Source organism: Herbaspirillum sp. FG34 (genome assembly GCF_057809315.1).
Window position 1 is genome coordinate 277,470 of record NZ_JBMDJS010000003.1, and the last position, 21,767, is coordinate 299,236.

17 protein-coding genes are annotated in these 21,767 nt (G+C 63.9%); 8 read left to right on the plus strand and 9 right to left on the minus strand.

Annotated elements, in window-relative coordinates; all coding sequences use genetic code 11:
• Nucleotides 1-36: 36 nt before the first annotated feature.
• Complete coding sequence (locus tag ACODSZ_RS05400; protein WP_175345036.1) at nt 37-948, plus strand: LysR family transcriptional regulator; 912 nt, start codon at nt 37-39, stop codon at nt 946-948.
• A 239-nt stretch (nt 949-1,187) separates the two neighbouring features.
• On the opposite strand, the gene ACODSZ_RS05405 is transcribed toward ACODSZ_RS05400, so the two are convergent.
• Nucleotides 1,188-2,159: a 3-hydroxyacyl-CoA dehydrogenase NAD-binding domain-containing protein gene (locus ACODSZ_RS05405; RefSeq protein WP_488927195.1), complete on the minus strand. Its 972-nt coding sequence runs from the start codon at nt 2,157-2,159 to the stop codon at nt 1,188-1,190.
• Nucleotides 2,160-2,337: 178 nt separating this feature from the next.
• On the opposite strand from ACODSZ_RS05405, the gene ACODSZ_RS05410 reads away from it, so the two are divergent.
• The gene (locus ACODSZ_RS05410; RefSeq protein WP_008333293.1) at nt 2,338-2,496 is read left to right on the plus strand and encodes a hypothetical protein; all 159 of its coding nucleotides are present in this window, start codon (nt 2,338-2,340) and stop codon (nt 2,494-2,496) included.
• 12 nt (nt 2,497-2,508) lie between these two features.
• A complete protein-coding gene (locus tag ACODSZ_RS05415; protein ID WP_175345034.1) occupies nt 2,509-3,138 on the plus strand; it encodes a disulfide bond formation protein B in 630 nt (209 codons plus the stop codon).
• Nucleotides 3,139-3,249: 111 nt separating this feature from the next.
• Here ACODSZ_RS05415 and ACODSZ_RS05420 read toward each other — a convergent pair whose 3' ends face one another.
• From ACODSZ_RS05420 to ACODSZ_RS05440, 5 genes are all read right to left on the minus strand, one after another.
• The gene (locus ACODSZ_RS05420; RefSeq protein ID WP_175345033.1) at nt 3,250-4,320 is read right to left on the minus strand and encodes a porin; all 1,071 of its coding nucleotides are present in this window, start codon (nt 4,318-4,320) and stop codon (nt 3,250-3,252) included.
• 220 nt (nt 4,321-4,540) lie between these two features.
• Nucleotides 4,541-5,629 (minus strand): ABC transporter ATP-binding protein, encoded by a 1,089-nt coding sequence (locus ACODSZ_RS05425; RefSeq protein WP_488927196.1) that lies wholly within the window; start codon nt 5,627-5,629, stop codon nt 4,541-4,543.
• A 40-nt stretch (nt 5,630-5,669) separates the two neighbouring features.
• On the minus strand, nt 5,670-7,481 hold the full coding sequence (locus tag ACODSZ_RS05430) for an ABC transporter permease (RefSeq protein WP_008333299.1): 1,812 nt from the start codon (nt 7,479-7,481) through the stop codon (nt 5,670-5,672).
• A 208-nt stretch (nt 7,482-7,689) separates the two neighbouring features.
• Nucleotides 7,690-8,796 carry an ABC transporter substrate-binding protein gene (locus ACODSZ_RS05435; RefSeq protein WP_008333305.1) on the minus strand — a complete coding sequence of 369 codons (1,107 nt, stop codon included), beginning with the start codon at nt 8,794-8,796 and terminating at the stop codon, nt 7,690-7,692.
• Between the two features lie 79 nt (nt 8,797-8,875).
• Nucleotides 8,876-9,847, minus strand: a complete 972-nt coding sequence (locus ACODSZ_RS05440; protein ID WP_488927197.1) for a tripartite tricarboxylate transporter substrate binding protein — start codon at nt 9,845-9,847, stop codon at nt 8,876-8,878.
• A gap of 279 nt (nt 9,848-10,126) precedes the next feature.
• Between ACODSZ_RS05440 and ACODSZ_RS05445 the strand changes: the two genes are divergently transcribed.
• Together ACODSZ_RS05445 and ACODSZ_RS05450 are read left to right on the plus strand one after the other, a co-directional pair.
• Entirely contained in the window at nt 10,127-10,801 is a 675-nt protein-coding gene (locus tag ACODSZ_RS05445; RefSeq protein ID WP_008333309.1) for a response regulator, read from the plus strand.
• Complete coding sequence (locus ACODSZ_RS05450) at nt 10,801-12,258, plus strand: sensor histidine kinase (protein ID WP_175345030.1); 1,458 nt, start codon at nt 10,801-10,803, stop codon at nt 12,256-12,258. Before ACODSZ_RS05445 ends, ACODSZ_RS05450 begins: the two co-directional genes overlap by 1 nt.
• Nucleotides 12,259-12,270: 12 nt before the next feature.
• On the opposite strand, the gene ACODSZ_RS05455 is transcribed toward ACODSZ_RS05450, so the two are convergent.
• From ACODSZ_RS05455 to ACODSZ_RS05465, 3 genes are all read right to left on the minus strand, one after another.
• Nucleotides 12,271-14,031, minus strand: coding sequence for a methyl-accepting chemotaxis protein (locus tag ACODSZ_RS05455; RefSeq protein ID WP_488927198.1), 1,761 nt, complete (start codon nt 14,029-14,031; stop codon nt 12,271-12,273).
• Nucleotides 14,032-14,273: 242 nt separating this feature from the next.
• On the minus strand, nt 14,274-15,902 hold the full coding sequence (locus tag ACODSZ_RS05460; RefSeq protein ID WP_488927199.1) for an HAL/PAL/TAL family ammonia-lyase: 1,629 nt from the start codon (nt 15,900-15,902) through the stop codon (nt 14,274-14,276).
• Nucleotides 15,903-15,943: 41 nt separating this feature from the next.
• Nucleotides 15,944-17,197, minus strand: coding sequence for an allantoate amidohydrolase (locus ACODSZ_RS05465; RefSeq protein ID WP_488927200.1), 1,254 nt, complete (start codon nt 17,195-17,197; stop codon nt 15,944-15,946).
• 166 nt (nt 17,198-17,363) lie between these two features.
• On the opposite strand from ACODSZ_RS05465, the gene ACODSZ_RS05470 reads away from it, so the two are divergent.
• The 3 genes from ACODSZ_RS05470 (at nt 17,364) to ACODSZ_RS05480 (ending at nt 21,585) form a co-directional block, all read left to right on the plus strand.
• On the plus strand, nt 17,364-18,695 hold the full coding sequence (locus ACODSZ_RS05470) for a C4-dicarboxylate transporter DctA (protein WP_008333315.1): 1,332 nt from the start codon (nt 17,364-17,366) through the stop codon (nt 18,693-18,695).
• A gap of 103 nt (nt 18,696-18,798) precedes the next feature.
• Nucleotides 18,799-19,485 carry a GntR family transcriptional regulator gene (locus tag ACODSZ_RS05475; RefSeq protein WP_008333317.1) on the plus strand — a complete coding sequence of 229 codons (687 nt, stop codon included), beginning with the start codon at nt 18,799-18,801 and terminating at the stop codon, nt 19,483-19,485.
• Between the two features lie 303 nt (nt 19,486-19,788).
• On the plus strand, nt 19,789-21,585 hold the full coding sequence (locus ACODSZ_RS05480) for a methyl-accepting chemotaxis protein (RefSeq protein WP_175343706.1): 1,797 nt from the start codon (nt 19,789-19,791) through the stop codon (nt 21,583-21,585).
• Nucleotides 21,586-21,767 lie beyond the last annotated feature (182 nt).

The following is a 21,767-nucleotide window of genomic DNA, read 5'->3' on the forward strand; positions in this document are numbered from 1 at the left end:
GACAGGTGGCCGACCGGCTTGCAGAAGGAACATGCCATGGCTTTCTCCAGTGACAACGTCCGGGTCTTTCTGGCAGTGCTCGACAGTGGCTCGTTTTCGGCGGCGGCGCGCCTGCTGGGCCGGGTGCCGTCCTCGGTCAGCATGACCATCAGCCAGCTGGAAGCCGAGCTGGACCTGGTCTTGTTCGACCGTACCGCGCGCGATGCCCGCCCTACCGAACTGGCGCGCGCCCTGGAGCCGGATGCACGCCTGCTGGCCAGCACCCTGCGCCAGCTCGATGCGCATGCGCTGGCCATGCACCAGGGGCTGGAGCGCAAGCTGACTCTGGCGGTCGCCCCGGAACTGCTGTCGGTGCCCTGGGCCAAACCGCTGGCGGTGCTGGCCGGGGAGTTTCCCTCGCTGGAGGTGGAAGTGCTGTCCTCGCCCCAGGCCGATGCCATGCGCATGCTCTATGACAATACGGCGCAGCTGGCGCTGGTCTTCGAGCGCCACGCCGGCAATGATCGCGAAGCCTTCCAGGAATTCAGCAGCGAAATGATGGTGGCCGTGATCGCGCCTGATCATCCCGCACGGCTGCGCAAGAAGCGCAAGCTGCGCTACGAGGACCTGTATGACATCCGTCAGATCGCCGTGGCCAGCCGCGATGCCAGCATCTCGGACCCGCGCTTCTTCCTGGCACGGCATCTGTGGCGCACCGACAATCACCTGGCCACACTCTCGCTGGTACGCGAGGGCCTGGGCTGGGCCTATCTACCGCACAGCCTGGTGCAGGCGCAGATCGAGGCCGGTACGCTGGTGGTCATCGATTTCGACAACATCAGCAACCAGCAGCGCATGTGGGTGGATGTGGTGTGGAACAAGGATCAGCCGCTGGGGCTGGGGGCGCAACGCTTCATTGCACTGATGCGGGAAATGGCGCCGAGCCGGCGCAAGCGGTCGCACAAATGAATGGGGCTCATCAGAAACCGGAAACCGTTCGGACCGAGCAAGTCCCTCAGGGCCGACTCGAAGGCGCTACGCGGGGCAAAATCATCATCACGCTGCACAGCGTCTTCGATACGCGGCGTGGCCGCTACTCAGTCCGAATGGTTGGTTATTTTCACAATGAAAACCGAATGAACATCGATCAATTTTTTTAAGTTTTTAAGGAAAGCCGACTTAGAGAAAGAATTCCGAATACTTAGTTTTCAAGGAATGACCTGGGTCTTGCTCTTGGCCGCCAGCAACTGCACCAGCAACTGGTCACGCTCGGCGGCCAGGTCGGTGGAGGTCTTGCCGCGCATCTGTTGTGCCACGCCCGCACCAATCTGCGCCTTGAGTGCATCCGTGATGGCTGGCGCTCCCAGGTCGGCCCACCAGCTCTCGATGGGTGGCCCCAGGTGATCGAGCATATGCCCGATGCCGCCCTCCCCGCCCGACATGTGCAGGTTGAGATACGGCCCCATCAGCGCCCAGCGCAGGCCGGGGCCATAGGCGATGGCCGTATCGATGTCCTCGGTGCTGGCCACGCCCTGCTCGACCAGGTGGAAAGCCTCGCGCCACAACGCGGCCTGCAGGCGGTTGGCGATGTGACCCTTGACCTCCTTGCGTACATGGATGGCCTTCTTGCCGATGGCGGTATAGAACGCCAGCGCGGCCTGCACCGCCTCCGGCGAGGTCTGCGCGCCACCGATGACTTCCACCAGCGGGATCAGGTGCGGGGGATTGAAAGGATGGCCCAGCACCACCCGACCCGGATGGCGGCAGGCCGCCTGCACCTTGCTCATCAGCAGGCCCGACGAACTCGACGCCAGCACCACATGGGTCGGCAGGACGGCATCCATGCGCTGGAACAGATCGATCTTGAGATCTTCCCGCTCGGGGCCGTTTTCCTGCACGAAGTCCGCCCCCTGCAACGCCTCTTCCAGCGACGCCGAGAAGCGCAGTCGCTCCGGCGAGGCGCCCGGCGCCAGGCCCAGCTCTTCCAGGCTGGGCCAGTGGCGCGCCACGGCGGCCCGCAGCTTTTCCTCCGCGCCCGGCATCGGGTCGGTGGCCGACACCTCCAGCCCCCGCGCCAGGAAATAGGCCACCCAGCTGGCGCCGATGACGCCCGTCCCCACCACCGCCACCCGCCGTACCTCCTGATGACCGGACCAGGGGCCGCTTGCTGATACCTGCATGCTTGTCTCCTCTATTGATGGGCTTCAGTGAAATCGCGCTGAAGCTGAATATTCTCGGTAAATCTCGATTTTATTCGATGTTTCGGTGCGAGATTTGCGCGGGCATTCGGCTACGATTGGTATCAAAGCACACAGACAAACTCCCGGATATGAATCGGGATCAACTCCGGGTCATCCCATGTTCCTCTATCTTCCTTTTCTGCTGGCCTTCCTGACCGTCCTCGGCATTGCATTGGGCTGGAAATCATTGAGCAACAAGCTATGGTTGGCAAGCACCGGCGTCACCCTGTGGTGGTTCAGTCAAACCACCCAGGGTCACCTGGGTTTCGTCCTGTAATGGCACCGTCTCATGGATCGTTCCGTCGTCTTCACCCCGCGCGAACCCGTCCTGCCGGGCGGGATCTTTCTCAATTGCCTGTGCCTGCTGGCCGTCACTGCCTACCTGGGCCTGCTGCTGTACTACCAGTGGGTACTGCTGGTAGCGCCTTGTCCGCTGTGCCTGCTGCAGCGCACCGGCATCATCCTGACCGGCATCGGCTTCATGCGCAATCTGCGCTTCGGGGTCAAGAGCGCGCACTATGGGGTCGCGCTGGTGGGTGCGCTACTGACCGGGCTGATCGCGCTGCGCCAGATCTCGCTGGAGGCCCTGGCCGGGCAGACGCCGCAAGGACCGATGTTCCAGGGCATGCACTTCTATACCTGGACGGCCCTGTTTGCCCTGGTGTCCATCCTGGTGATCGCCTTGCTGCTGTGCGTCAAGAGCGCGGAATATCCGGCCACGCTGCTGCTGTTGCAAAGCGCGGAACGGCAAGATGAACCGCGTCGCATCCCCTGGGGCAGGATCGTGGTGAGCACCCTCTTCCTGCTGATGGTGGGGGCGCACCTGGTGGCCAGTCTCACCGACTGCAACCGCGCAGCCTGCGATGAAGACCTGCTCGATCGCCTGCAACTGCATGCCCCGTCCCCCTGGTCCAGATGAAAAAACGGCGCACGCCTGCAACTTGCAGGGGTGCGCCGGTCAAGGACGGCTCAAGACTATCGTGGCCCGACACGCCTGGCGCGCGTGCCGGGCCTGGGCATTACCGTTGCATCAGAAGCGGTGCTGCATGCCCAGGGTGGTACCGAACTGGCTGCTGCCGAAGCCGGCATCATCACGCGACAGGCCCACCAGCTGGTTGTTCCTGGCCTTGGCATAGGCCGTGCTCAGGTACAGGTCGGTGCGCTTGGACAGCGCATACTTCAAGCGCAGCGAATACATGATGGGATCGGCATCGTTGGCTACGTTCTTGATGTTCTGGTAGTAGATCGCCCCCATCACGCTCATGGCCGGCGTGAACTTCCAGGTCACGCCACCCCAGTAGAAGTCGCTGCGCAGATCGGTCGCGCCGGTGGCCAGAGACTTCTTGTAGTAGCGATAACCGAGGTTGAACTTCCACGCATCGGAGAGCTGGTAGCCCGCGGCCAGGTGGGCGCTGGTGGCACGGTCATAGGGGGTATTGGCGGTGCTGGTGCTGTTGTTGCGGTCATAGGTCGCAGCCACGCTGAATGGGCCGGTCCCCCAACCCAGGCCGACGGCATACTTGGCACCGTTGCGGGTCTCGCCGGCCACCTCACCGAAGCCGACCGTCGCGCCCAGCTTCACGCCCGCGAACTGGCCCTGATACTTGACCAGGTTGGACACGCCGGTGAGCATGCCATCCTTGCGGCTACCGGTAGCACCGGCCGAAGTCACCCACGAATAGTTGGCCGAGTAGCCCATGGGGTCGAAGGGCAGGATGAAGTCATAGGTGGTGGAGAAGGAACGACCCACGACTACGCGGCCGAAGCCGCCTTCCAGGCCAACATTGGACTGGCGGTTGAAGAGCTGGTTGGCATCGCCATCGAGGGCGCCGTTATCCAGCTTGAAACCGTTTTCCAGCTGGAAGATGGCCTTGAGGCCGCCGCCCAGGTCTTCCGTACCGCGAAAGCCGATGCGCGAGGTGTTCATGGATCCCGAATTCAGGCGCACCAGGCCGTTGCCGGCGGCGTTGGCATTGGTGAGGTATTCCACGCCCGAATCGACCAGGCCATAGATGGTGACGGAGGTTTGCGCCTGGACCGAGGTCGTGGCGAACGCGGCGAATGCGGCCAGCATGCTGGCCGCCAGATGAGTCTTTTGCACTGAGGTCTCCTTGATTGAGAACGTTGGATAGCGTCGGCGCGGCCCCGCCGCGCGACGTCTTCTGGTCATGCACCCGGTCTTTTCGTGATGTGGTTTTCCGGGTGAGCGAGGCGATGGCGGGTGGCCTTCCTCACTGGTTTTCATCGATGAGATGAATCGTCAAAAAACTAAGTGTCGCCGTCCGGAAAACTTAGTTGTCCGGAACGGCCAACTTAGTTTTTCAGAATGCCCACAGGGCCTGTTCCGGCAGCGACAGCCAGTATTCGCCCTGCTCCAGGCGCTGCGGCGCGTAGGCACGCAGGCCGACCGAACCGGCCGGGCCGCCCTCGACCTTGAACAGGCACTCCCAGCGGTCGCCCAGGTACATGCAGGTCGACAGCGGCAGGCGGATCGCATTGCCGGTCTGCTCGCCCGAGATGCGCACCTGCTCCACGCGAATGATGCCGGTGAGCTGCTCGCCGGGGCGGGCGTCGTCGCGTCCGCGCAGGGTGGCCACGGCGATGCCGCCATCGAGCTTCACGGTCACGCGCTCACCCTCGCGGCTGACCACCTCGGCGGCCAGCTTGTTGTTGCTGCCCATGAACTCGGCGGTGAACAGGGTATCGGGGGTCTGGTACATGCTCTGCGGCGTGCCCTGCTGTTCGATGCGGCCATTGTTGAGCAGCAGGATGCGGTCGGAGATGGCCATGGCCTCGCCCTGGTCGTGAGTCACCATGAGCGCCGACAGGCCCAGGCGCACGATCAGTTCGCGCAGGAAGGCGCGGGCTTCCTCGCGCAGCTTGGCGTCGAGGTTGGAGAGCGGCTCGTCCAGCAGGATCACCTGCGGGTTGTAGACCAGCGCCCGGGCGATGGCCACGCGCTGTTGCTGGCCACCGGAAAGCTGGTGCGGATAACGCTCGCCCAGGTGGCCCAGGCCCAGCTGCGACAGCACTTCCTTGACGCGCTTGGCGATCTCGGTCGAGGGCGTCTTGCGCAGCTTGAGGCCATAGGCGACGTTGTCAGCCACGGTCTTGTGCGGCCACAGCGCATAGGACTGGAACACCAGGCCCAGATTGCGTTCTTCGGCGGGCATCTCGAAGTTGCGCGCGCCCTCGAAAACGCGGCGGGTACCGATGTCGATGGTGCCGGCCTTGGGCGATTCCAGCCCGGCCACGGCGCGCAGCAGCGTGGTCTTGCCGCTGCCGGAGGGGCCCAGCAGGGCCACCACTTCACCGCGTTGCAACTGCATGGAAACACCCTTCAGGATGGGATTGGCGGAGGCGCCGCTACCATAGTCCAGGTGCAGGTCGTTGACGGAAAGTTCGGTCATGATGATTCCTCAGGATGCTCTTTAGGGAGGCTGGTGCCGCTCAGTCGTGCAGCTTGACGCCGAAGCGCAGCGCAATGCCCAGGCCCACGGCCACCAGCGTGATATTGATGAAGGACAGCGCCGCTACCAGTTCCACGGCGCCGGCGGCCCACATGGAGACGATCATCGAACCGATCACCTCGGTACCGGGCGAGAGCAGATAGACGCCGGTGGAGTACTCGCGCTCGAAGATCAGGAACACCATCAGCCAGGCCCCCACCAGGCCATAGCGCACCAGCGGGAGGGTGACGTCGCGGGTGACGCGGGAACGCGAGGCACCGACGGCGCGGGCTGCCTCTTCCAGCTCCGGGCCGACCTGCAGCAGGGCGGTATTGATCAGGCGCAGACCGTAAGCCATCCACACCACCGAGTAGGCCAGCCAGACCGAGAAGATGGTCGAGCGCAGGGCGCGCAGGGCGGGGATGAAGCTGTCCACCAGCCACAGGGCGACGGGGTTGTCGATGCCCTTCAAGGCCGAATCCAGCAGCGAGGGCACAAACAGGAACACCCACAGGAAGGACAGGCCGGCCAGCAGGCCCGGCACCGCACGCGGCACCAGCACGCTGTAGTCGAGAAAGCGCGTCACGCCATCCTGCTTGCGGTGCATGGCCAGGGCAATGGCGGTATAGCAGGCCACCGCCAGGGCGCCGCCGATGACGCCGATCAAGACCGTATTGATGATGCCGCGCACCAGCGAGGGCTGGTCCCAGACGTTCAACAGGTTCTCGAAAGTCAGCACGTCGAGCAGATTGACGCCATCCCCCCAGTGCGAGACGAAGGTGCGCAGGCCGATACCCGAGAGCGGAATGATGACGGTAAAGAGCAGCCAGCCGGCAATCAGGGCGAAGGCCACCCAGCGCCACTTGCCCAGCGGCAGCGCCTTCTGGCGCGCACCCTTGCCCTTGATGGCGACAAACTTGTTGGCCGAGCGCAGCAGCCAGCGTTGCAGCATCACCAGCGGCATGGTCACCGCCACCAGGCACACGGCCACTGCCGCCATCAGGTGATACGAAGGCGTACCCAGCTTGTTGGTGAGCTTGTAGAGATAGGTGGGCAGGACCAGGTGGCCTTCCGGATCGCCCAGCACCAGCACCAGACCGAACACTTCAAAGCCGAGGAAGAACACCAGCACGCCCGAGTAAGCCAGTGCGGGCGTGATCATCGGCAGCGACACGTTCAGCGCCACCTGCAGCGGCGACGCCCCGGCCACGCGGGCCGCTTCTTCCACGTCCGAGCCGAGACTGCGCAGGGCCGCCGAGGCATACAGGTAGACGTGCGGCACGTGGGTCAGGCCGGCGATGATGACGATGCTGGTAAAGGAATAGATATTCCACGGATCGCCCTCGAAGCCGACCACCGACAGCAGGTTCTTGACCCATACCGTGTAGAAGCCCACCGGGCCCATCGAGACCACATAGCCGAAACCGATCACCATGGGCGAGACAAAGATCGGCACCATCAGGGCCGGCGCGATGAAGCTGCGGCCCGGCAGGTCGGTGCGCACCATCAGGAAGGCCAGCATGCCCCCCAGCGGGACGGCGATCAGGGCCAGGCCGGTGGCCAGGGTCAGGCCGTTGATGAAGGCCTGGCGGAAGTCGGGATCGTCGAAGATGAAACGATAGGAATCCAGGGTCAGCGTCTTGACCGGCGCGAAGAAGGGTGCCGACAGAAAGCTTTGATAGAAGATCAGCAGCAGCGGCACGAAGATGGCCAGGGCTGCCAGCAGCACGACCAGGCCGCGCGGCCAGTTCAGCCGGAAACGGCGGGCCGGCAGGGCTTGCTCGCTGCGCGGCAGCGTTGTGGTGGTTTGCATGGTGCGCCTCATGAGTGGGCAGATGGAACAGAACAGGCCGGGCGACGGCAATGCGCCGCCCACGGAGACGGCCAGAGCCGAACTCCGCAAAGCGATGACACGATGTAATGAACGAACACCCCCGTTCGGACTGAGTAGACCAGCAGGGTCGTATCGAAGGCGTGACGGCCTCTGACCTGCGCGCTACCCGGCCCGGGACGGAAATGATTTACTTCTTGGTGGCTTCCTTCCACTGCTTCAGGAAGTCCAGGCGCTTCTTCTGGTCCAGATAGTCCAGCAGTTCGGTGGAGACCGGCATGGGCTTCAAGGACGCGCCCAGTTGCCTGGTCAGTTCCGCCGAGGTGGTGGTCCCGGTGACATCGCCGCGAATGGCAAAGAGCTGCGCATCGTTGGCGATGATGGTCTGGCCGCGCTTGGAGAGGATGTAGTCCACCCACAGCTTGGCGGCATTGAGGTTCTTGCCGGCCTTGTTGATGAAGATCACGCGCGAGAGCACCAGGTTGTAATCCTTGGTGAAGGCCACGCCGATGGACGGATCCTTCTTGGCGCGCACCAGGGCATAGGGGCCGAGGATGTTGTAGCCGATCAGGTTTTCACCCGAGGAGATGCGTTCGAGCATGGTGCCGGTGGAGGACTGCACGCGTGCGGCCACGCCGCCCATGGCTTTGGCGAAGTCCCAGAAATGCGGATTGTGCTTCAGGTCATAGGTCATCAGGCTGAAGCCCACGCCGGACTTCTCGATGTCGTAGGTGGTGACCTTGTTCTTGAACTTGTCCTGCTTGCTGACCAAGAGCCTGGTGAACTCGTCATGGGAGCTCGGCACCTCGGCCTCGCTCACCAGGCGCTTGTTGTAGACGATGGCGGCCGGCTCGAAGGTGGTGCCGTAGGCGGTGTCCTTCCAGTTGGCCCAGGCCGGCAGGGCAGCGGCTTCGGGCGACTTGTAGGCGACCGCATAGCCTTCGGAGGCCAGCTTGACCTGCAAGTCCATCGACGAGGACCACATCACGTCGGCGGTGGCGCCGCCGGCGGCGGCTTCGGAGATGAAGCGGTTGTAGGCTTCGGTGGAATTCATGTCGTTGTACTCGACCTTGACGCCCGGATAGAGCGCGCCGAAATCCTTGATCAGCGCTTCGGCCGCCTTGGAATCGGTGGTGCTGTAGATCACGACCTTGCCTTCCTTGCCGGCGCCTTCAATGACCTTGGCGTAATCGGCCGGATAGCCGGCGGGAGTGTCGGCATGGGCCACACTGCTGAAAGTGACGGGCAAAGCGAGGGCCAGGCCGAGCGCAATGCTCAGGCGACGTTTGTGCAACATGGGTTCTCCTTGATGATGAAACGGACCTTGCGCCGGCCCGGTTGCAGAGCACGCCTGACGGCGTGTGCAACCGGGCTTGTCAGCGCACCAGGCCCAACTCCTGGGACTGCCTGCGATAGCGCGCAACGGTCTGCGCGATGTAATCCGAGAGCGGCTTGCCGGTCATGGCAAAGGGTTGCAAGCCACCAATGCTGCGCTGGCGATCGAAGGCGGGATCGGCCAGTGCACGGTCAAAATACTGTACCCAGCGCCGGTAATCCTCCTGCGACGCATGCGCACTCATGTAGAAGCCGCGAATGATGGGCCAGACCACGTCATAGCCCTGTTCACGCGCAGTCGGCACCGAATGCAGCGGACCCGGCAGGCGTTGCTCGGACAGCACCGCCAGGATCCGCACCTTGCCATCGGCCATGAAGTAGGCGGCCTCCGAGGTATCGCCCGAGATCACCTGCACATGTCCGGCCTGCAATGCGGCAAAGGAATCACCGCCGCCTTCCAGCGCAACGAAACGGAACTGCCTCGGCGTGAAGCCGGCGTGTTGCGCCAGCAGCGCCATCTTCAGCCAGTCCTGGCTGCCCACGGTCCCGGACAAGCCCACGGTAACCGCCGACGGATTCTTGCGGATCGCTTCGAGCAACTGCTTCAGGTTGTGCCAGGGTGCATCGCCGCGCACCGCAATCATGCCGTGATCGATGCCGATGCCAGCCACCCAGCGCACGTCGCCCACGTCAGCGCGACCATACTTGCCTTGCGCCAGGCTCAGCAGCGAGCCACCCGAAAAGGCCACCAGGGTTTCCGGCCCGCCGCGCCGCTGCGAGACCACCGAACTCCAGGCCACCGCACCGATACCACCGGGCAGGTAGGCCACCTTGAAGTCCTGCTGGCCCGCTTCGGACTGCATCACCCGGCGCAACAGCTTGCACGAGGCATCCATGCCGCCGCCCGGCTTGGCCGGAACGATGCACTCGGTGGCCCCGGCGCACGGCAGCGCACACGCCAGCAGGCATGCGGCCAGACGGTGATACCAGCGATGCAGGCATCCGGCCTTCATGGCCGAGAGCAGCAGCGCAACAACAATATGGGAACAACGGTACCGGCGCGGCCGGACCCGGGGGCAGTCATGTGGTGTCTCCAGCTTGGAATTCTTGATATGGGCGCATCGTACAAGAAAAGGCTTTCAGCCGGCTTTCAGCCAGGCTGTCAGTGTGGGATCGAAGCTACGCAGTTTCCACAATGGCCGGGCCGGACGTTTCAAAGGCGGCGGGCCATCTGTTAGCATCCGCGCTGGAGACAAGCCGTACCGCACTGTAAAAAATATAAAGGCCGCATCATGCGCATCCTGCTGGTCGAAGACCATATCGAACTTTCCCGCTGGCTGGCCAAGGCCCTGCGCGACGCCCACCTCACGGTGGAGTGTGCGCACAACGGTGCCGATGCCGACAGCCTGCTGCTCACGCAAGACTATGCTCTGGTGATCCTGGACCTGACCCTGCCGCGCATGGATGGGCTGGAAGTCTTGAAGCGCATGCGCGCGCGCGGCAGCCGCACACCGGTCCTGATCCTGACCGCGCGCGGCGGCCTGGCCGATCGTGTCAGCGGCCTGAACATGGGTGCCGATGACTACCTCGCCAAACCCTTCGAGCTGGAAGAACTGGAAGCGCGCGTGAAGGCCCTGCTGCGCCGTTCGCAGAGCCAGGAAGCGGTCACCGTGGCCTGCGGTGCGCTGTGCTTCGATACCGTCTCGCGCACCTTCACCTATCACGGCGAACTGCTGGCGCTGACCCCGCGCGAACATGCGGTGCTGGAAGTGCTGATCATGCGCCAGGGCCACACCGTACCCAAGGACAAATTGTTCCAGCAGGTGTTTTCGCTGGATGACAACGCCAGCGTGGACGCCATCGAAATCTACATCCACCGTCTGCGCAAGAAACTGGAACACGAGGCGGCGGGCCGGGTCGGCATCACCACCCTGCGCGGCCTGGGCTATCTGCTGCAGGCGGCGTAATGACGCAAGCCCCGCGGCGACTGGGCAACCTGCGCAGCCAGCTGGTGCGGTGGCTGATCATTCCGCTGACGCTGCTGGTGGCTCTGGATGCGGTCTCGGTCTACACCAATGCACTGGAGGTGGCCGACCTCGCCTACGACCGCTCGCTGCTGGCGTCCACCCGCGCACTGGCCGAACGGGTCTCCATCGTCGACGGGCATGTCACGGCCGATGTGCCCTACGTGGCATTGGACAGCTTCGAGACCGATACCCTGGGCCGCATCTACTACAAGGTCACCGGACTCAATGGCGAGCTGGTCTCAGGCTACGACGACCTGCCGCCGGTACCGGCCAATGTCAAACGCTCGGAAGCCTATCCGGCGCTGGTGCGTTTCTACCAGGCCGATTATCACAACCAGCCCATCCGCATCGCCGCGTTGCTGCAGCCGGTGTATGACGACAGCATGCGCGGCATCGCCCTGATCCAGGTCGGCGAGACCATGGAGGCACGCAACGGCATGACGCGCAAGATCCTCTTCGATACACTTTGGCGCCAGGGCACGCTGGTGACGGTGGCGGCGCTGCTGGTATGGTTTGCGGTGCGCTTCGTGCTGCGTCCGGTGATGCAGTTGAAGGGCGAGGTGGAGTCGCGCGCGCCCACCGATCTCTCCGGTTTCGATCCGGCGCTGGTGCACAAGGAAATGCGCCCGCTGGTGCAGGCCATGAATGGCTACATGGGTCGGCTGCAGGCCCTGATCAGCGCCCAGCGGCGCTTCATCGCCGATGCCTCGCACCAGTTGCGTACCCCCCTGACGGTATTGAAGACGCAATCCGAGCTGACCCTGCGCGAACTGCGCCGCACGCGGCTCGATCCCGCCGAGCTGCGTGAGCTGGTGGAAGGCATGGCGCGCACTACCGATTCGGCGGTGCACCTGGCCAATCGCCTGCTCACGCTGGCACGGGCCGAACATGGAGCGGCCGAAGGCGGCACCATGCGCGTACGGCTCACCGACGCGGCGCGCCAGGTCGCGCTGGAACTGTCACAGCAAGCCGTGGCCCGCGACATCGGGCTGGCGTTCGAGGATGAAGGCGATCTTGCCATCGAGGGCAATGCACTGCTGCTGCATGAACTGATGGTGAACCTGCTGGACAATGCGATCCGCTATACGCCACGCGGCGGCCAGATCACCTTGCGCGTACGGGCCCTGAGTCAGCCGGGCCACCCGACCAGCGCGCTGCTGGAGGTGGAAGACAACGGCCCCGGCATCGCCGAGGCCGAACGCGAAAAAGTGTTCGAACCCTTCTACCGCGCCGGTGCCACCCAGCACGTCAATCCGGGCGGAACCGGACTGGGGCTGGCAATCGTACGCGAGATCGCCGCTCTGCACCGCGCTACCGTGACGCTGGAAGCCCCGCCGCGAGGCAGCGGGCTGCTGGTGCGCATCGCGTTTGCGGGTGTCGTGGAAATGCGGGCCTGAGCCCGCCAGGTCTCAGAACTGTTCCCAATCGCCTTCATCGGCTGGCATGGCCTTGCTGCCGCTCCTGGCACTGGAAGCCGGCACCGGTTTGGCCGGCAAGGCCTTGGCTGCGGTGCCCGGAGCCGGCACGGCGGCCTTGGCCGACATGACCGGCGTAGCCGCCGTCGGCTTGCTGGCCGACTTGGGCGGTACCGGCGTGGGCACGGGCCGCGCGCGCGAGGCCTCGTGGCTGCCGAGCTTGAAGATGCTCACCGTTTCCACCAGACGACCCGACTGCTCCTGCAGCGACTGCGCGGCAGCAGCGGCCTGTTCCACCAGCGCGGCGTTCTGCTGGGTGACCTCATCCATCTGCACGATGGCGTGATTGATCTGCTCAATGCCATCGCTCTGCTCGTTGCTGGCCGCCGAGATCTCGGCCACCACGTCGGTGACGCGGCGCACGCTGGCCACCACTTCACTCATGGTGGCGCCGGCCTGTTCCACCAGACGGCTGCCGTTGTCCACGCGGCTGACCGAATCATCGATCAGGGCCTTGATCTCCTTGGCGGCCGAAGCACTGCGCTGGGCCAGGGTACGCACTTCGGACGCCACTACCGCAAAGCCGCGTCCCTGCTCACCGGCACGCGCCGCTTCGACGGCGGCATTCAAGGCCAGGATGTTGGTCTGGAAGGCGATGCCATCGATGACGCTGATGATGTCGACAATCTTGCGCGAGGCATCGTTGATCTCCCCCATGGTCTGCACCACCTGCCCCACCACGTTGCCGCCCTGCGCCGCCACTTCGGACGCAGTGGTGGCCAGACTGTTGGCCTGGCGGGCATTGTCGGCATTCTGCTTGACGGTGGAGGTCAGTTCTTCCATCGCGGAGGCCGTTTCTTCCAGGGCACCGGCCTGTTCCTCGGTGCGCGAGGACAGATCCAGATTGCCGGTGGCGATTTCGGAAGAGGCGGTATTGATGGTATCGCTGCCCGTACGTACCTCGCTGACGATGCGGTGCAGGTTCTGGTTCATGGCCTTGAGCGAAGCCAGCAGCATGCCGGTTTCATCCTTGGTGGTCTCGCCGATCTGTATCGTCAGATCGCCTTGCGCGACGGCGCTGGCCACGTCCACCGCTTCATTGAGCGGACGGGTGATGGAGCGCGTGACCCACCATGCTGCCAGCACGCACAGCAGGATGGCCACAGCCGACAGTTCCAGCATCAGGGCGATGGCCGAATCGCTGATCTGCTGGCCGTCGACCACACTGTCATCCATCAGCGACTTCTGGAAGGCAACGAAGCTGTCGAGCACCTCGAAGTAGCGATCCTGCTTGGGAATGACTTCATTGAAGAGCAGCTCGGTACCCTCGTCCTTCTTTTGCTGGCTGATCAGTTCGCGCAACTTGTCACGCGGGGTGTTGTAGGCGGCGCGCGCCTCCTGGATGGCCTTCAACAATTCCTTGCCGCGCGGTGTGCTGATGAGCTTTTCGACCTTTCCCAGCGCCTCGGTGGTCTTGGCGCTGTTGGCCGCACCACGGTCGAGATAGCGCCTGGCCTCGTCGATATTGCGCGCCAGCAAGGCATTGCGCAGGTTGCGCGCGGCCGAATTGACGTTCTCGCGGATCTCCATGACCAGCGCGATCTTCACATAGCGATCCTCGACCACCACCCGCGAGGCCTTGCTGATGCTGTGCAGGCTTTGCATGCCCACCCCCGTGATCAGGCACATGACCGCGACCAGTATGCCGAAGCAGGCCGCCAGGCGCGCGCTGATCCTGATGTTCTTGATGTTCATTCCTATTCCCCCGATGGATTGTGATAATGCTCGCTGAGCAGTGTGAGGTAACCGCCCCGGCCACGCCATCAGGCAGATCCTGATGCGCCCGACTGACAGCACCCAGGCTTCATTGCTTCATGGCAAGCGCATCTTGCCGTCGCGCGCAAAAAAAAAGCTGCCGTTCAGTATTCCTGAACGTCAGCTTTTTCTCAGACTTGAGCCTGCGCCATCGGATTCTCATCCCCTGGCTCGCAAGCTTCTCACACAAAGTTGCCGATGGCTGCAATGACCGCCTGCCGCACCGACCCGCTGACCACGAAGTCATGCGCCGCCTGCACATCATCATGGAACCAGCGATCGCCCTCCAGGCAGGCCGGAATCTGTCGACGGATCTCCTCATACGCCGCCTGCGTGCCCTGCCCCAGCGTGAAGTCCTTGAGCAGTTCTTCGGTCATGGTCAGCGCCTGCGCGGCCAACAGCATTTCCACGCCGACGATGTATTGCGTGTTCTGCACCACCGTCATGGCCTTGCGCGCGCACCAGGTCGAATTGGAAATATGATCTTCGCTATTGCCCTTGGAGGGGATGCTGTCGACGCTGCCCGGCATGCAGAGGGTACGATTTTCCATCACCAGCGAACTCATCGAACATTGCACCACCGGATAACCGGTGTTGACACCACGCACGCCGCTCATCAGGTTGCGGGGCAGACCCCACGACAGCGTGGGATCGATCAGCCGCGCGATACGGCGCTCGCAGATGCTGCCCAGGTCCGTGATGGCCATGGCCAGCAAGTCCATGGCCTGCGCCAGATACTGGCCGTGGAAGTTGCCACCGGAAATGATTTCGAAACCTTCGCCCTCTTCCTTGTTGAAGATCAGCGGATTGTCGGTGGCAGAGTTGATCTCCTTCCCGATGATGGTATCGATGTAGTCCAGTGCATCGAAGACCGGTCCATACACTTGCGGTGCGCAGCGCAACGAATAGACGTCCTGGATGCGCGCGGTATAAGCGATATCGGTGCGACGCAGTTCATCGGGCAATTGCACCGCACGTGCTTCATGCGTGGTACGGGTGGAGCCTTTGAGCAGAGTGCGGATGACTTCGGCCGTCTTGATCTGCCCCGCATGCGGACGCGCCATCTGAATGCGCGGATCGAAGGCCGACATCTCGGCCCGCATCGCTTCCAGCGTCAGCCCCAGCGACAGGCAGGCGTCGGTGAGCAGGTGGCGTGCATCGTGGGCCGCCAGGATGGCCACGGCCAGCGAGGCGGTGCAACCATTGATGAGGGCCGAAGCATCCTTGGCCTTGAGGTCGAATTTCACCGGAGCGATACCGGCTTGCTCAATCGCTTGCGTGGCCCGCATGCGTTGGCCGCGATACATCACTTCGGCCTCATCGAATCCGGCAATGGCCGCCGCCAGATAAGCCAGCGGCGCGAGATCTCCTGAGGCACCGACTGAACCCTTCTGCGGCATGACCGGATGAATACCGGCATTGAGGAAGGCCAGCAGGCGATCCACCACTTCCACGCGCGGCGCGGAATAATTCGACGCGAAGGCATTGGCACGCAAGAGCATGGTGGCGCGGCTGACTTCTTCGGAGAAGGGCTCGCCGATGCCTGCGCTGTGCGCGCGGATCAGTTGCGTCTGGAACAGCTCGATGTGCTCGACCTTGATGCGCGTGTCCTTGAGCAAGCCCACACCGGTGTTGAAGCTGTACATCATGGGGGCTTCATCGTGCATCCAGGTGGATTCGATGTAGTCGCGGCTTTGCTTGAGCGCGCTGCGCGAGGAATCGGCCAGTGCAACCTTCAGGTGCGGGGCGCGGGCCACGCTGAGGACTTGCGCGGCGGTGAGGTTGAAGCCGTCGATGGTGATGAGTGACATGGAAACTCCGTAATCCTTCAGTGATAAGCCTGAGCGCGGACTCAGGGCTGGAATTGTTCGACCAGATGGCCGAAGACCCGGGCGGCGATGCAGGCGTCTTCGACGGTCATGGTTTCGTCGGGGTGATGGCTGATGCCGCCGTTGCCACAACGGACGAAGAGCATCGCCACTTCGCCCAGCGGCGCCATGGCCATGGCGTCGTGACCGGCTCCGGAAGGCAGGTGGCGTACCGGCAAACCGGCCTTCTCGATGGCCTTGGCCAGCGCCGCCTGCAGACGCGGGGCACAGGGGACGCTGGCGGCCTCGTGGGTCTGGCGCAGGTCGATCTCCACCTGACGTCGCGCGGCAATGCGCGCGATCTCGGCGCGCACGTCGGCCACGGCGGCCAGGCGGTCTGCATCTTCCTCGGCGCGGATGTCGATGGAGAAGGTCGCCAGCCCCGGCACGACGTTGGCTGCGCCCTGGTTCACTTCCAGCATGCCCATGGTGCCGACCAGCCCCGGCTTGATGCCGCAGCGACGCTCGATGTACAAACCGACCTCGGCGGCCGCCATGGCGGCGTCACGCCGCAGGTGCATGGGCACTGTCCCGGCATGTCCGGCCAGGCCGCGCACCTCGGCCATGAAGCGACTGGCACCCGAAATCGCCGTGACCACGCCCACGGGCAAGCCCTCATTGAGCAATAGCGGCCCCTGTTCGATGTGGACCTCGACGAAGGCCGCCACCGAGGCGGGCGACCACGCATCCCCGGCGATGCGCGCCGGGTCCAGCCCGGCGGCCGCAATCGCCTGGCGCATGCTGATGCCCCCGGCATCAAGATTCTCCAGCACGGCCTGGTCAAAGGTGCCGGCCACGGTGCGGCTGCCCAGCAGGGTGGCCTTGAAGCGCACACCTTCCTCCTCGGCAAAACCGATCACCTCGATGGGAAACGCAAAGCGCCGCCCCGCGCGATGCCATTGGGCAATGCAGGCCAGCGGCAGCACGATGCCCAGGTTGCCGTCGTACTTGCCGGCATTGCGCACGGTATCGAAGTGCGAACCGGTCACCAGGGCCGGTCGGTGCTCATGGCCGGGCGCGGCCTCGTAGCGCCCGATCACGTTGCCGGCGTTGTCACGCCGCACGCGCAGACCGGATTGCTCCATCCAGCGCATCAGCTCGGCGGCGGCGGCCTGGTGCGTGGGCGTGAGATAGGTCCGGGTCAGCATGCCGGGCGCCTCGCTGTGCTGCGCCAGCAGCTCGGCCCACTGCATCGCTTGCTGGCCGGCCTGCTGGCTGGACGGGTCCATGGCTTTCATCGCGTCTCCTCTGCTCGACCGGCTCCGGGATGGAGCAGGACTCGAAAAATTTCGTCTTTTTTATTGTATTCAAAAATTGTATGCAATATAGTGATCTGGCGCCACCGCGACAAAAAAGATCACCAGCGTTGGCAACATTTCAATAAGACAAGTCAAGGAGACAACGGTGAGCAAACTATTCAAATCCCTGTTCGGGCAGGTGGTACTGGCGCTGGTGGCCGGCATCGTCATCGGCCTGCTGTGGCCCGACTTCGGCCAGAGCTTGAAGCCCTTGGGCGACGGCTTTATCAAGCTGATCAAGATGATCATTCCGGTCATCGTCTTTTGCGTGGTGGTGCAGGGCATCTGCGGGGCCAGCGACCTCAAGAAGGTCGGCAGTGTGGGGGTGAAGGCGATCATCTATTTCGAGGTGGTGACCACCATCGCCCTGCTGCTGGGCCTGGTACTGGCCATCGTGGTGCATCCCGGCGCGGGCATGAACATCGACCCCAGCAATCTGGACGCCAGCAGTCTGTCGGGCTACATGGCCAATGCCGGCAAGGTCAGGGAAGCCGGCTTTGCCGAATTCATCATGAAGCTGATCCCGGCCACCGCCGTGAGCGCCTTTACCTCCGGGGATGTGCTGCAGGTACTGCTGATCTCTGTGACCTTCGGCTGCGCCCTGTTGCTCATCGGCGAGAAAGGCGCGCCGGTCGTGGCGCTGGTGTCGTCGCTGTCGGATGCCTTCTTCAAGTGCATGTCCTTCTTCATCCGCCTGGCGCCGCTGGGCGTGCTGGGCGCCATCGCCTTCACGGTCGGCAAGTACGGCATCGGCTCCTTGAAGCAACTGGCCCTGCTGGTACTGCTGTTCTACGGTGCGGTGGTGTTCTTCGTACTGGTCGTGCTGGGCAGCATCCTGCGCGCCAGCGGCTTGTCCATCTTCAAGCTGATCCGCTACCTGCGTGAAGAGCTGGTGGTGGTGCTGGCCACGACTTCCTCGGACAGCGTGCTGCCGCAGATCATGCGCAAGCTCGAGCACATGGGCATCAAGAAATCCACGGTCGGCCTGGTGATCCCGACCGGCTATTCCTTCAACCTGGATGCCTTCTCGATCTACCTGACCATGGCGGCGCTGTTCATCGCCCAGGCCACCAATACCCATCTGTCCTGGGGCGACCTGGCGGCGATCCTGGCCATCGCCCTGGTCACCTCCAAGGGTGCGCACGGGGTGCCGGGGTCGGCCATCGTGATCCTGGCGGCCACGCTGACCACCATTCCGGCCATTCCGGTCGTGGGGCTGGTACTGGTGCTGTCCATCGACTGGTTCATCGGCATCGCCCGCGCGCTGGGCAATCTGCTGGGCAATTGCGTGGCCACGGTGGTCATCGCCAGTTGGGAAAAGGATATCGACAAGCAACGTGCCCGCGCCGTGCTCAATGGTGAACACGTGGCACCGCTGGTGGAGGAATTGCCCACGCTGGACCTGCTGGGCGTGCCCGGCAAGCCGGGGCGGGCCTGACCGGCAGCACTGGCGCGCGGGAAACGGCGATGGCTGAGCTGGCTACTGGTTACAATAGGGCGCCGCCGCATGGCGGCTTCCTGGCTACTCGTCCCCCAACACCATGACCGATTCCGCGCCCGCCCCCGACAGTTCCGACGCCATCGCCAGCGATATCGCGGCCAATATCGCCGCGCAGCGCCTGCCGCCCGGCGCCAAGCTGCCCGAGGAAGCGCTGGCGCGGGTCTACCAGGTCAGCCGCACCAAGATCCGCGCAGCGCTGGTGATGCTGGCCAAGGACAAGCTGGTGGACCTGGTCCCCGACAAGGGCGCCTTCGTCAGCAAACCCACGGTGGAAGAAACGCGCAACCTGTTCTTCGTGCGCCGCGCGCTGGAAGCGGCCATGGTGCGCCAGTTCGTGGCCTGTGCCACCGAAGAGGACTATGCCCGCCTGGAAGCGCATCTGGAACAGGAACGCCAGGCCGTCAAGGACGACAACATGCAGATGCGCTCTTCGCTGCTGAGCGACTTCCACATCCTGCTGGCGCGCATCGTGGGCAACGACGTGCTCACCGACATCCTGGAAAAGCTGGCCGGCCGCAGCGCCCTCATCACCATGCTCTACCAGTCCACCCGGGACGCCGCCTGCTCCAGCGAGGAACACGGCGCCTTCATCGCCGCCGCCCGGGCCGGTGATGTCGAACGGGCGGTGGAACTGATGGAGCACCACCTGCTGCATGTGGAACAGGCGCTGGCCTTCGAACCCAAGGCCGGCCCGCGCAAGGATCTGCTGCGCGAACTGCTGTCATGAATTCGTCAGGAAGCGCTGACCGGATCTTGAAAAACTTAGTAAAAATTCATTTTCATTCACATCAAGCTGCTGTCTGCAAGGGATAGCGGGTGGTCTGATCGGACATGGACTAAGTTTTCTTCATGTCGGCCCGCCACCGCCCAGGTATCGGCCAAGCCCGCATCAGACGGTGAAATCCCGCTGTATTCGACGGTTTCCCACACGCCCGCGCGGTCCACACTCATGCACCGGTCCGGATGCCGTCCACACAGGGTCAACAGGGCTGGAACAGAACACCAACAAGAATGATTTCAGGGATTCCACATGCTCAACTCCATCAAGGCCCGCATCCTGTTCTATACGATCCTCCTGCTCGTCGCCAGCCTGGCGGTGGTCGGGACGGTCTCCTTCTTCATCATCAAGACCGACAACGACAGCACCATCGAGCGCAACGCCCAGGCGGTGGCAAGCGGTTTCGGCTCCACCATCGATGAATGGGTGGCGACCCGCACGGCGATGACGGTCGCTGCCGCTGAAGGCGTGCAGGGTGCCGATCCGGTATTCGTCATCAAGATGCTGCAACAGAGTGGCGGCTTCTACGTCACCACCCTGGGGCGCGAGGACAAGACGGCCTTCACCTCCGACCCCCAGGGTCTGCCGGCCGGTTATGACCCGACCGCACGGCCCTGGTACAAACAGGCGGTGGCGGCCGGCAAGCCAGTGCTGACCAAGCCCTATACCGATGTGGCCACCAAGAAGCCGATGGTGTCCTTTACCGCTCCGGTGATGCAGAACGGCCAGCGCGCGGGCGTGGTGGCGGCGGCCATGTTTCTGGACGGCGTCTCCGACGTGGTGCGTGCCATTCACCCGACCCCGGCCAGCTACGCCTTCCTGGTGGACCGTGACGGCCTGATGCTGGCCCACCCCGACGGCAAGTGGGTCAACAAGCCGGCCCGGGAGTGGAATGCCGAGCTGACCCCGGAACGCCTGCAAGCGCTGGGCGCCGATGACAAGGTCAGCGCACTGGAACTCGATGGTGCAGCCAAGCTCATCAAGGGCATCCCCATCAAGGGTACCGAGTGGACCCTGATGCTGGCCATGGACAAGGCCGACGTCACCGCCGGCATGCGCAATGCCACCCGCTCGGCGCTCATCGCCCTGGTGCTGGTGGCACTGGTGGCCGCAGGCATCATGAGCGTGATCACCACGGCCGTGTTCCAGCGCCTCTCGCGGGTGCGTCGGGCCATGGACAGCCTGTCCTCCGGCAATGGCGACCTGACTCTGCGCCTAGCCGAGGACGGTCACGACGAAGTGACCCAGATCTCGCGCTCCTTCAACCAGTTCGTCAACCAGATCACCGGCATCCTGCAGGACGTGCGCCGCAGCAGCGATACCGTCAAGATCTCGTCCACCGAGATCGCCACCGGCAACCAGGACCTCTCGGCCCGTACCGAGCAGCAGGCCGGTGCCCTGGAAGAGACTGCCTCGGCCATGGAACAGCTGACCTCGACCGTGCAGCAGAACTCGGAAAATGCGCGCCGTGCCAACGAACTGGCCGGCAACGCCTCCAGGATCGCGGCCCAGGGCGGTGAAGTGGTGGGCAACGTGGTCTCGACCATGGAAGCCATCAATGCCTCGTCGCGCCAGATCGCCGACATCATCACGGTCATCGACGGCATCGCCTTCCAGACCAACATTCTGGCCCTGAACGCGGCCGTGGAAGCGGCGCGCGCGGGCGAACAGGGACGCGGCTTCGCGGTGGTGGCCTCCGAAGTGCGTTCGCTGGCCCAGCGCAGCGCCCAGGCCGCCAAGGAAATCAAGCAGCTCATCGACAACTCGGTCACCAAGGTGGCCGATGGCGGCGTGCTGGTGGCCAAGGCCGGGCAGACCATGGAACAGATCGTCTCCAGCATCCGTGACGTGAGCGTCATCGTCAGCGAGATCGCCCACGCCAGTGGCGAACAGAATGGCGGCATCCAGGAAGTGAACCTGGCCATCACGCATATCGACGAAGGCACGCAACAGAATGCAGCGCTGGTCGAACAGGCGGCGGCCGCCGCCAAGTCCTTGCAGGACGAGGCACACCGCCTGTCGGTGCTGGTCGGCGGCTTCAAGATGTAGTCGGCCTCCCCCGCACCTTCACGGCCCGGCCGCGCGCAAGCGGGCCGGGCCGTTTGCGTTAAAATGGCCGACGCAGTCAGCCTCTTCCGTCCTCCCGCAGGACGGGTCTGCCAGCCGCGCCGCCCCTGGACCATCTGCATGATGCGTCCACCGGATCTCCAGGGTGGCAACCCGATGACCCG

Coding starts and splice junctions, on each gene's coding strand:
- ACODSZ_RS05400 (WP_175345036.1), top strand. CDS start 37: ATGGCTTTCTCCAGTGACAACGTCCGGGTCTTTCTGGCAGTGCTCGAC.
- ACODSZ_RS05405 (WP_488927195.1), bottom strand. CDS start 2,159: ATGCAGGTATCAGCAAGCGGCCCCTGGTCCGGTCATCAGGAGGTACGG.
- ACODSZ_RS05410 (WP_008333293.1), top strand. CDS start 2,338: ATGTTCCTCTATCTTCCTTTTCTGCTGGCCTTCCTGACCGTCCTCGGC.
- ACODSZ_RS05415 (WP_175345034.1), top strand. CDS start 2,509: ATGGATCGTTCCGTCGTCTTCACCCCGCGCGAACCCGTCCTGCCGGGC.
- ACODSZ_RS05425 (WP_488927196.1), bottom strand. CDS start 5,629: ATGACCGAACTTTCCGTCAACGACCTGCACCTGGACTATGGTAGCGGC.
- ACODSZ_RS05430 (WP_008333299.1), bottom strand. CDS start 7,481: ATGCAAACCACCACAACGCTGCCGCGCAGCGAGCAAGCCCTGCCGGCC.
- ACODSZ_RS05435 (WP_008333305.1), bottom strand. CDS start 8,796: ATGTTGCACAAACGTCGCCTGAGCATTGCGCTCGGCCTGGCCCTCGCT.
- ACODSZ_RS05440 (WP_488927197.1), bottom strand. CDS start 9,847: ATGAAGGCCGGATGCCTGCATCGCTGGTATCACCGTCTGGCCGCATGC.
- ACODSZ_RS05445 (WP_008333309.1), top strand. CDS start 10,127: ATGCGCATCCTGCTGGTCGAAGACCATATCGAACTTTCCCGCTGGCTG.
- ACODSZ_RS05450 (WP_175345030.1), top strand. CDS start 10,801: ATGACGCAAGCCCCGCGGCGACTGGGCAACCTGCGCAGCCAGCTGGTG.
- ACODSZ_RS05455 (WP_488927198.1), bottom strand. CDS start 14,031: ATGAACATCAAGAACATCAGGATCAGCGCGCGCCTGGCGGCCTGCTTC.
- ACODSZ_RS05460 (WP_488927199.1), bottom strand. CDS start 15,902: ATGTCACTCATCACCATCGACGGCTTCAACCTCACCGCCGCGCAAGTC.
- ACODSZ_RS05465 (WP_488927200.1), bottom strand. CDS start 17,197: ATGAAAGCCATGGACCCGTCCAGCCAGCAGGCCGGCCAGCAAGCGATG.
- ACODSZ_RS05475 (WP_008333317.1), top strand. CDS start 18,799: ATGACCGATTCCGCGCCCGCCCCCGACAGTTCCGACGCCATCGCCAGC.
- ACODSZ_RS05480 (WP_175343706.1), top strand. CDS start 19,789: ATGCTCAACTCCATCAAGGCCCGCATCCTGTTCTATACGATCCTCCTG.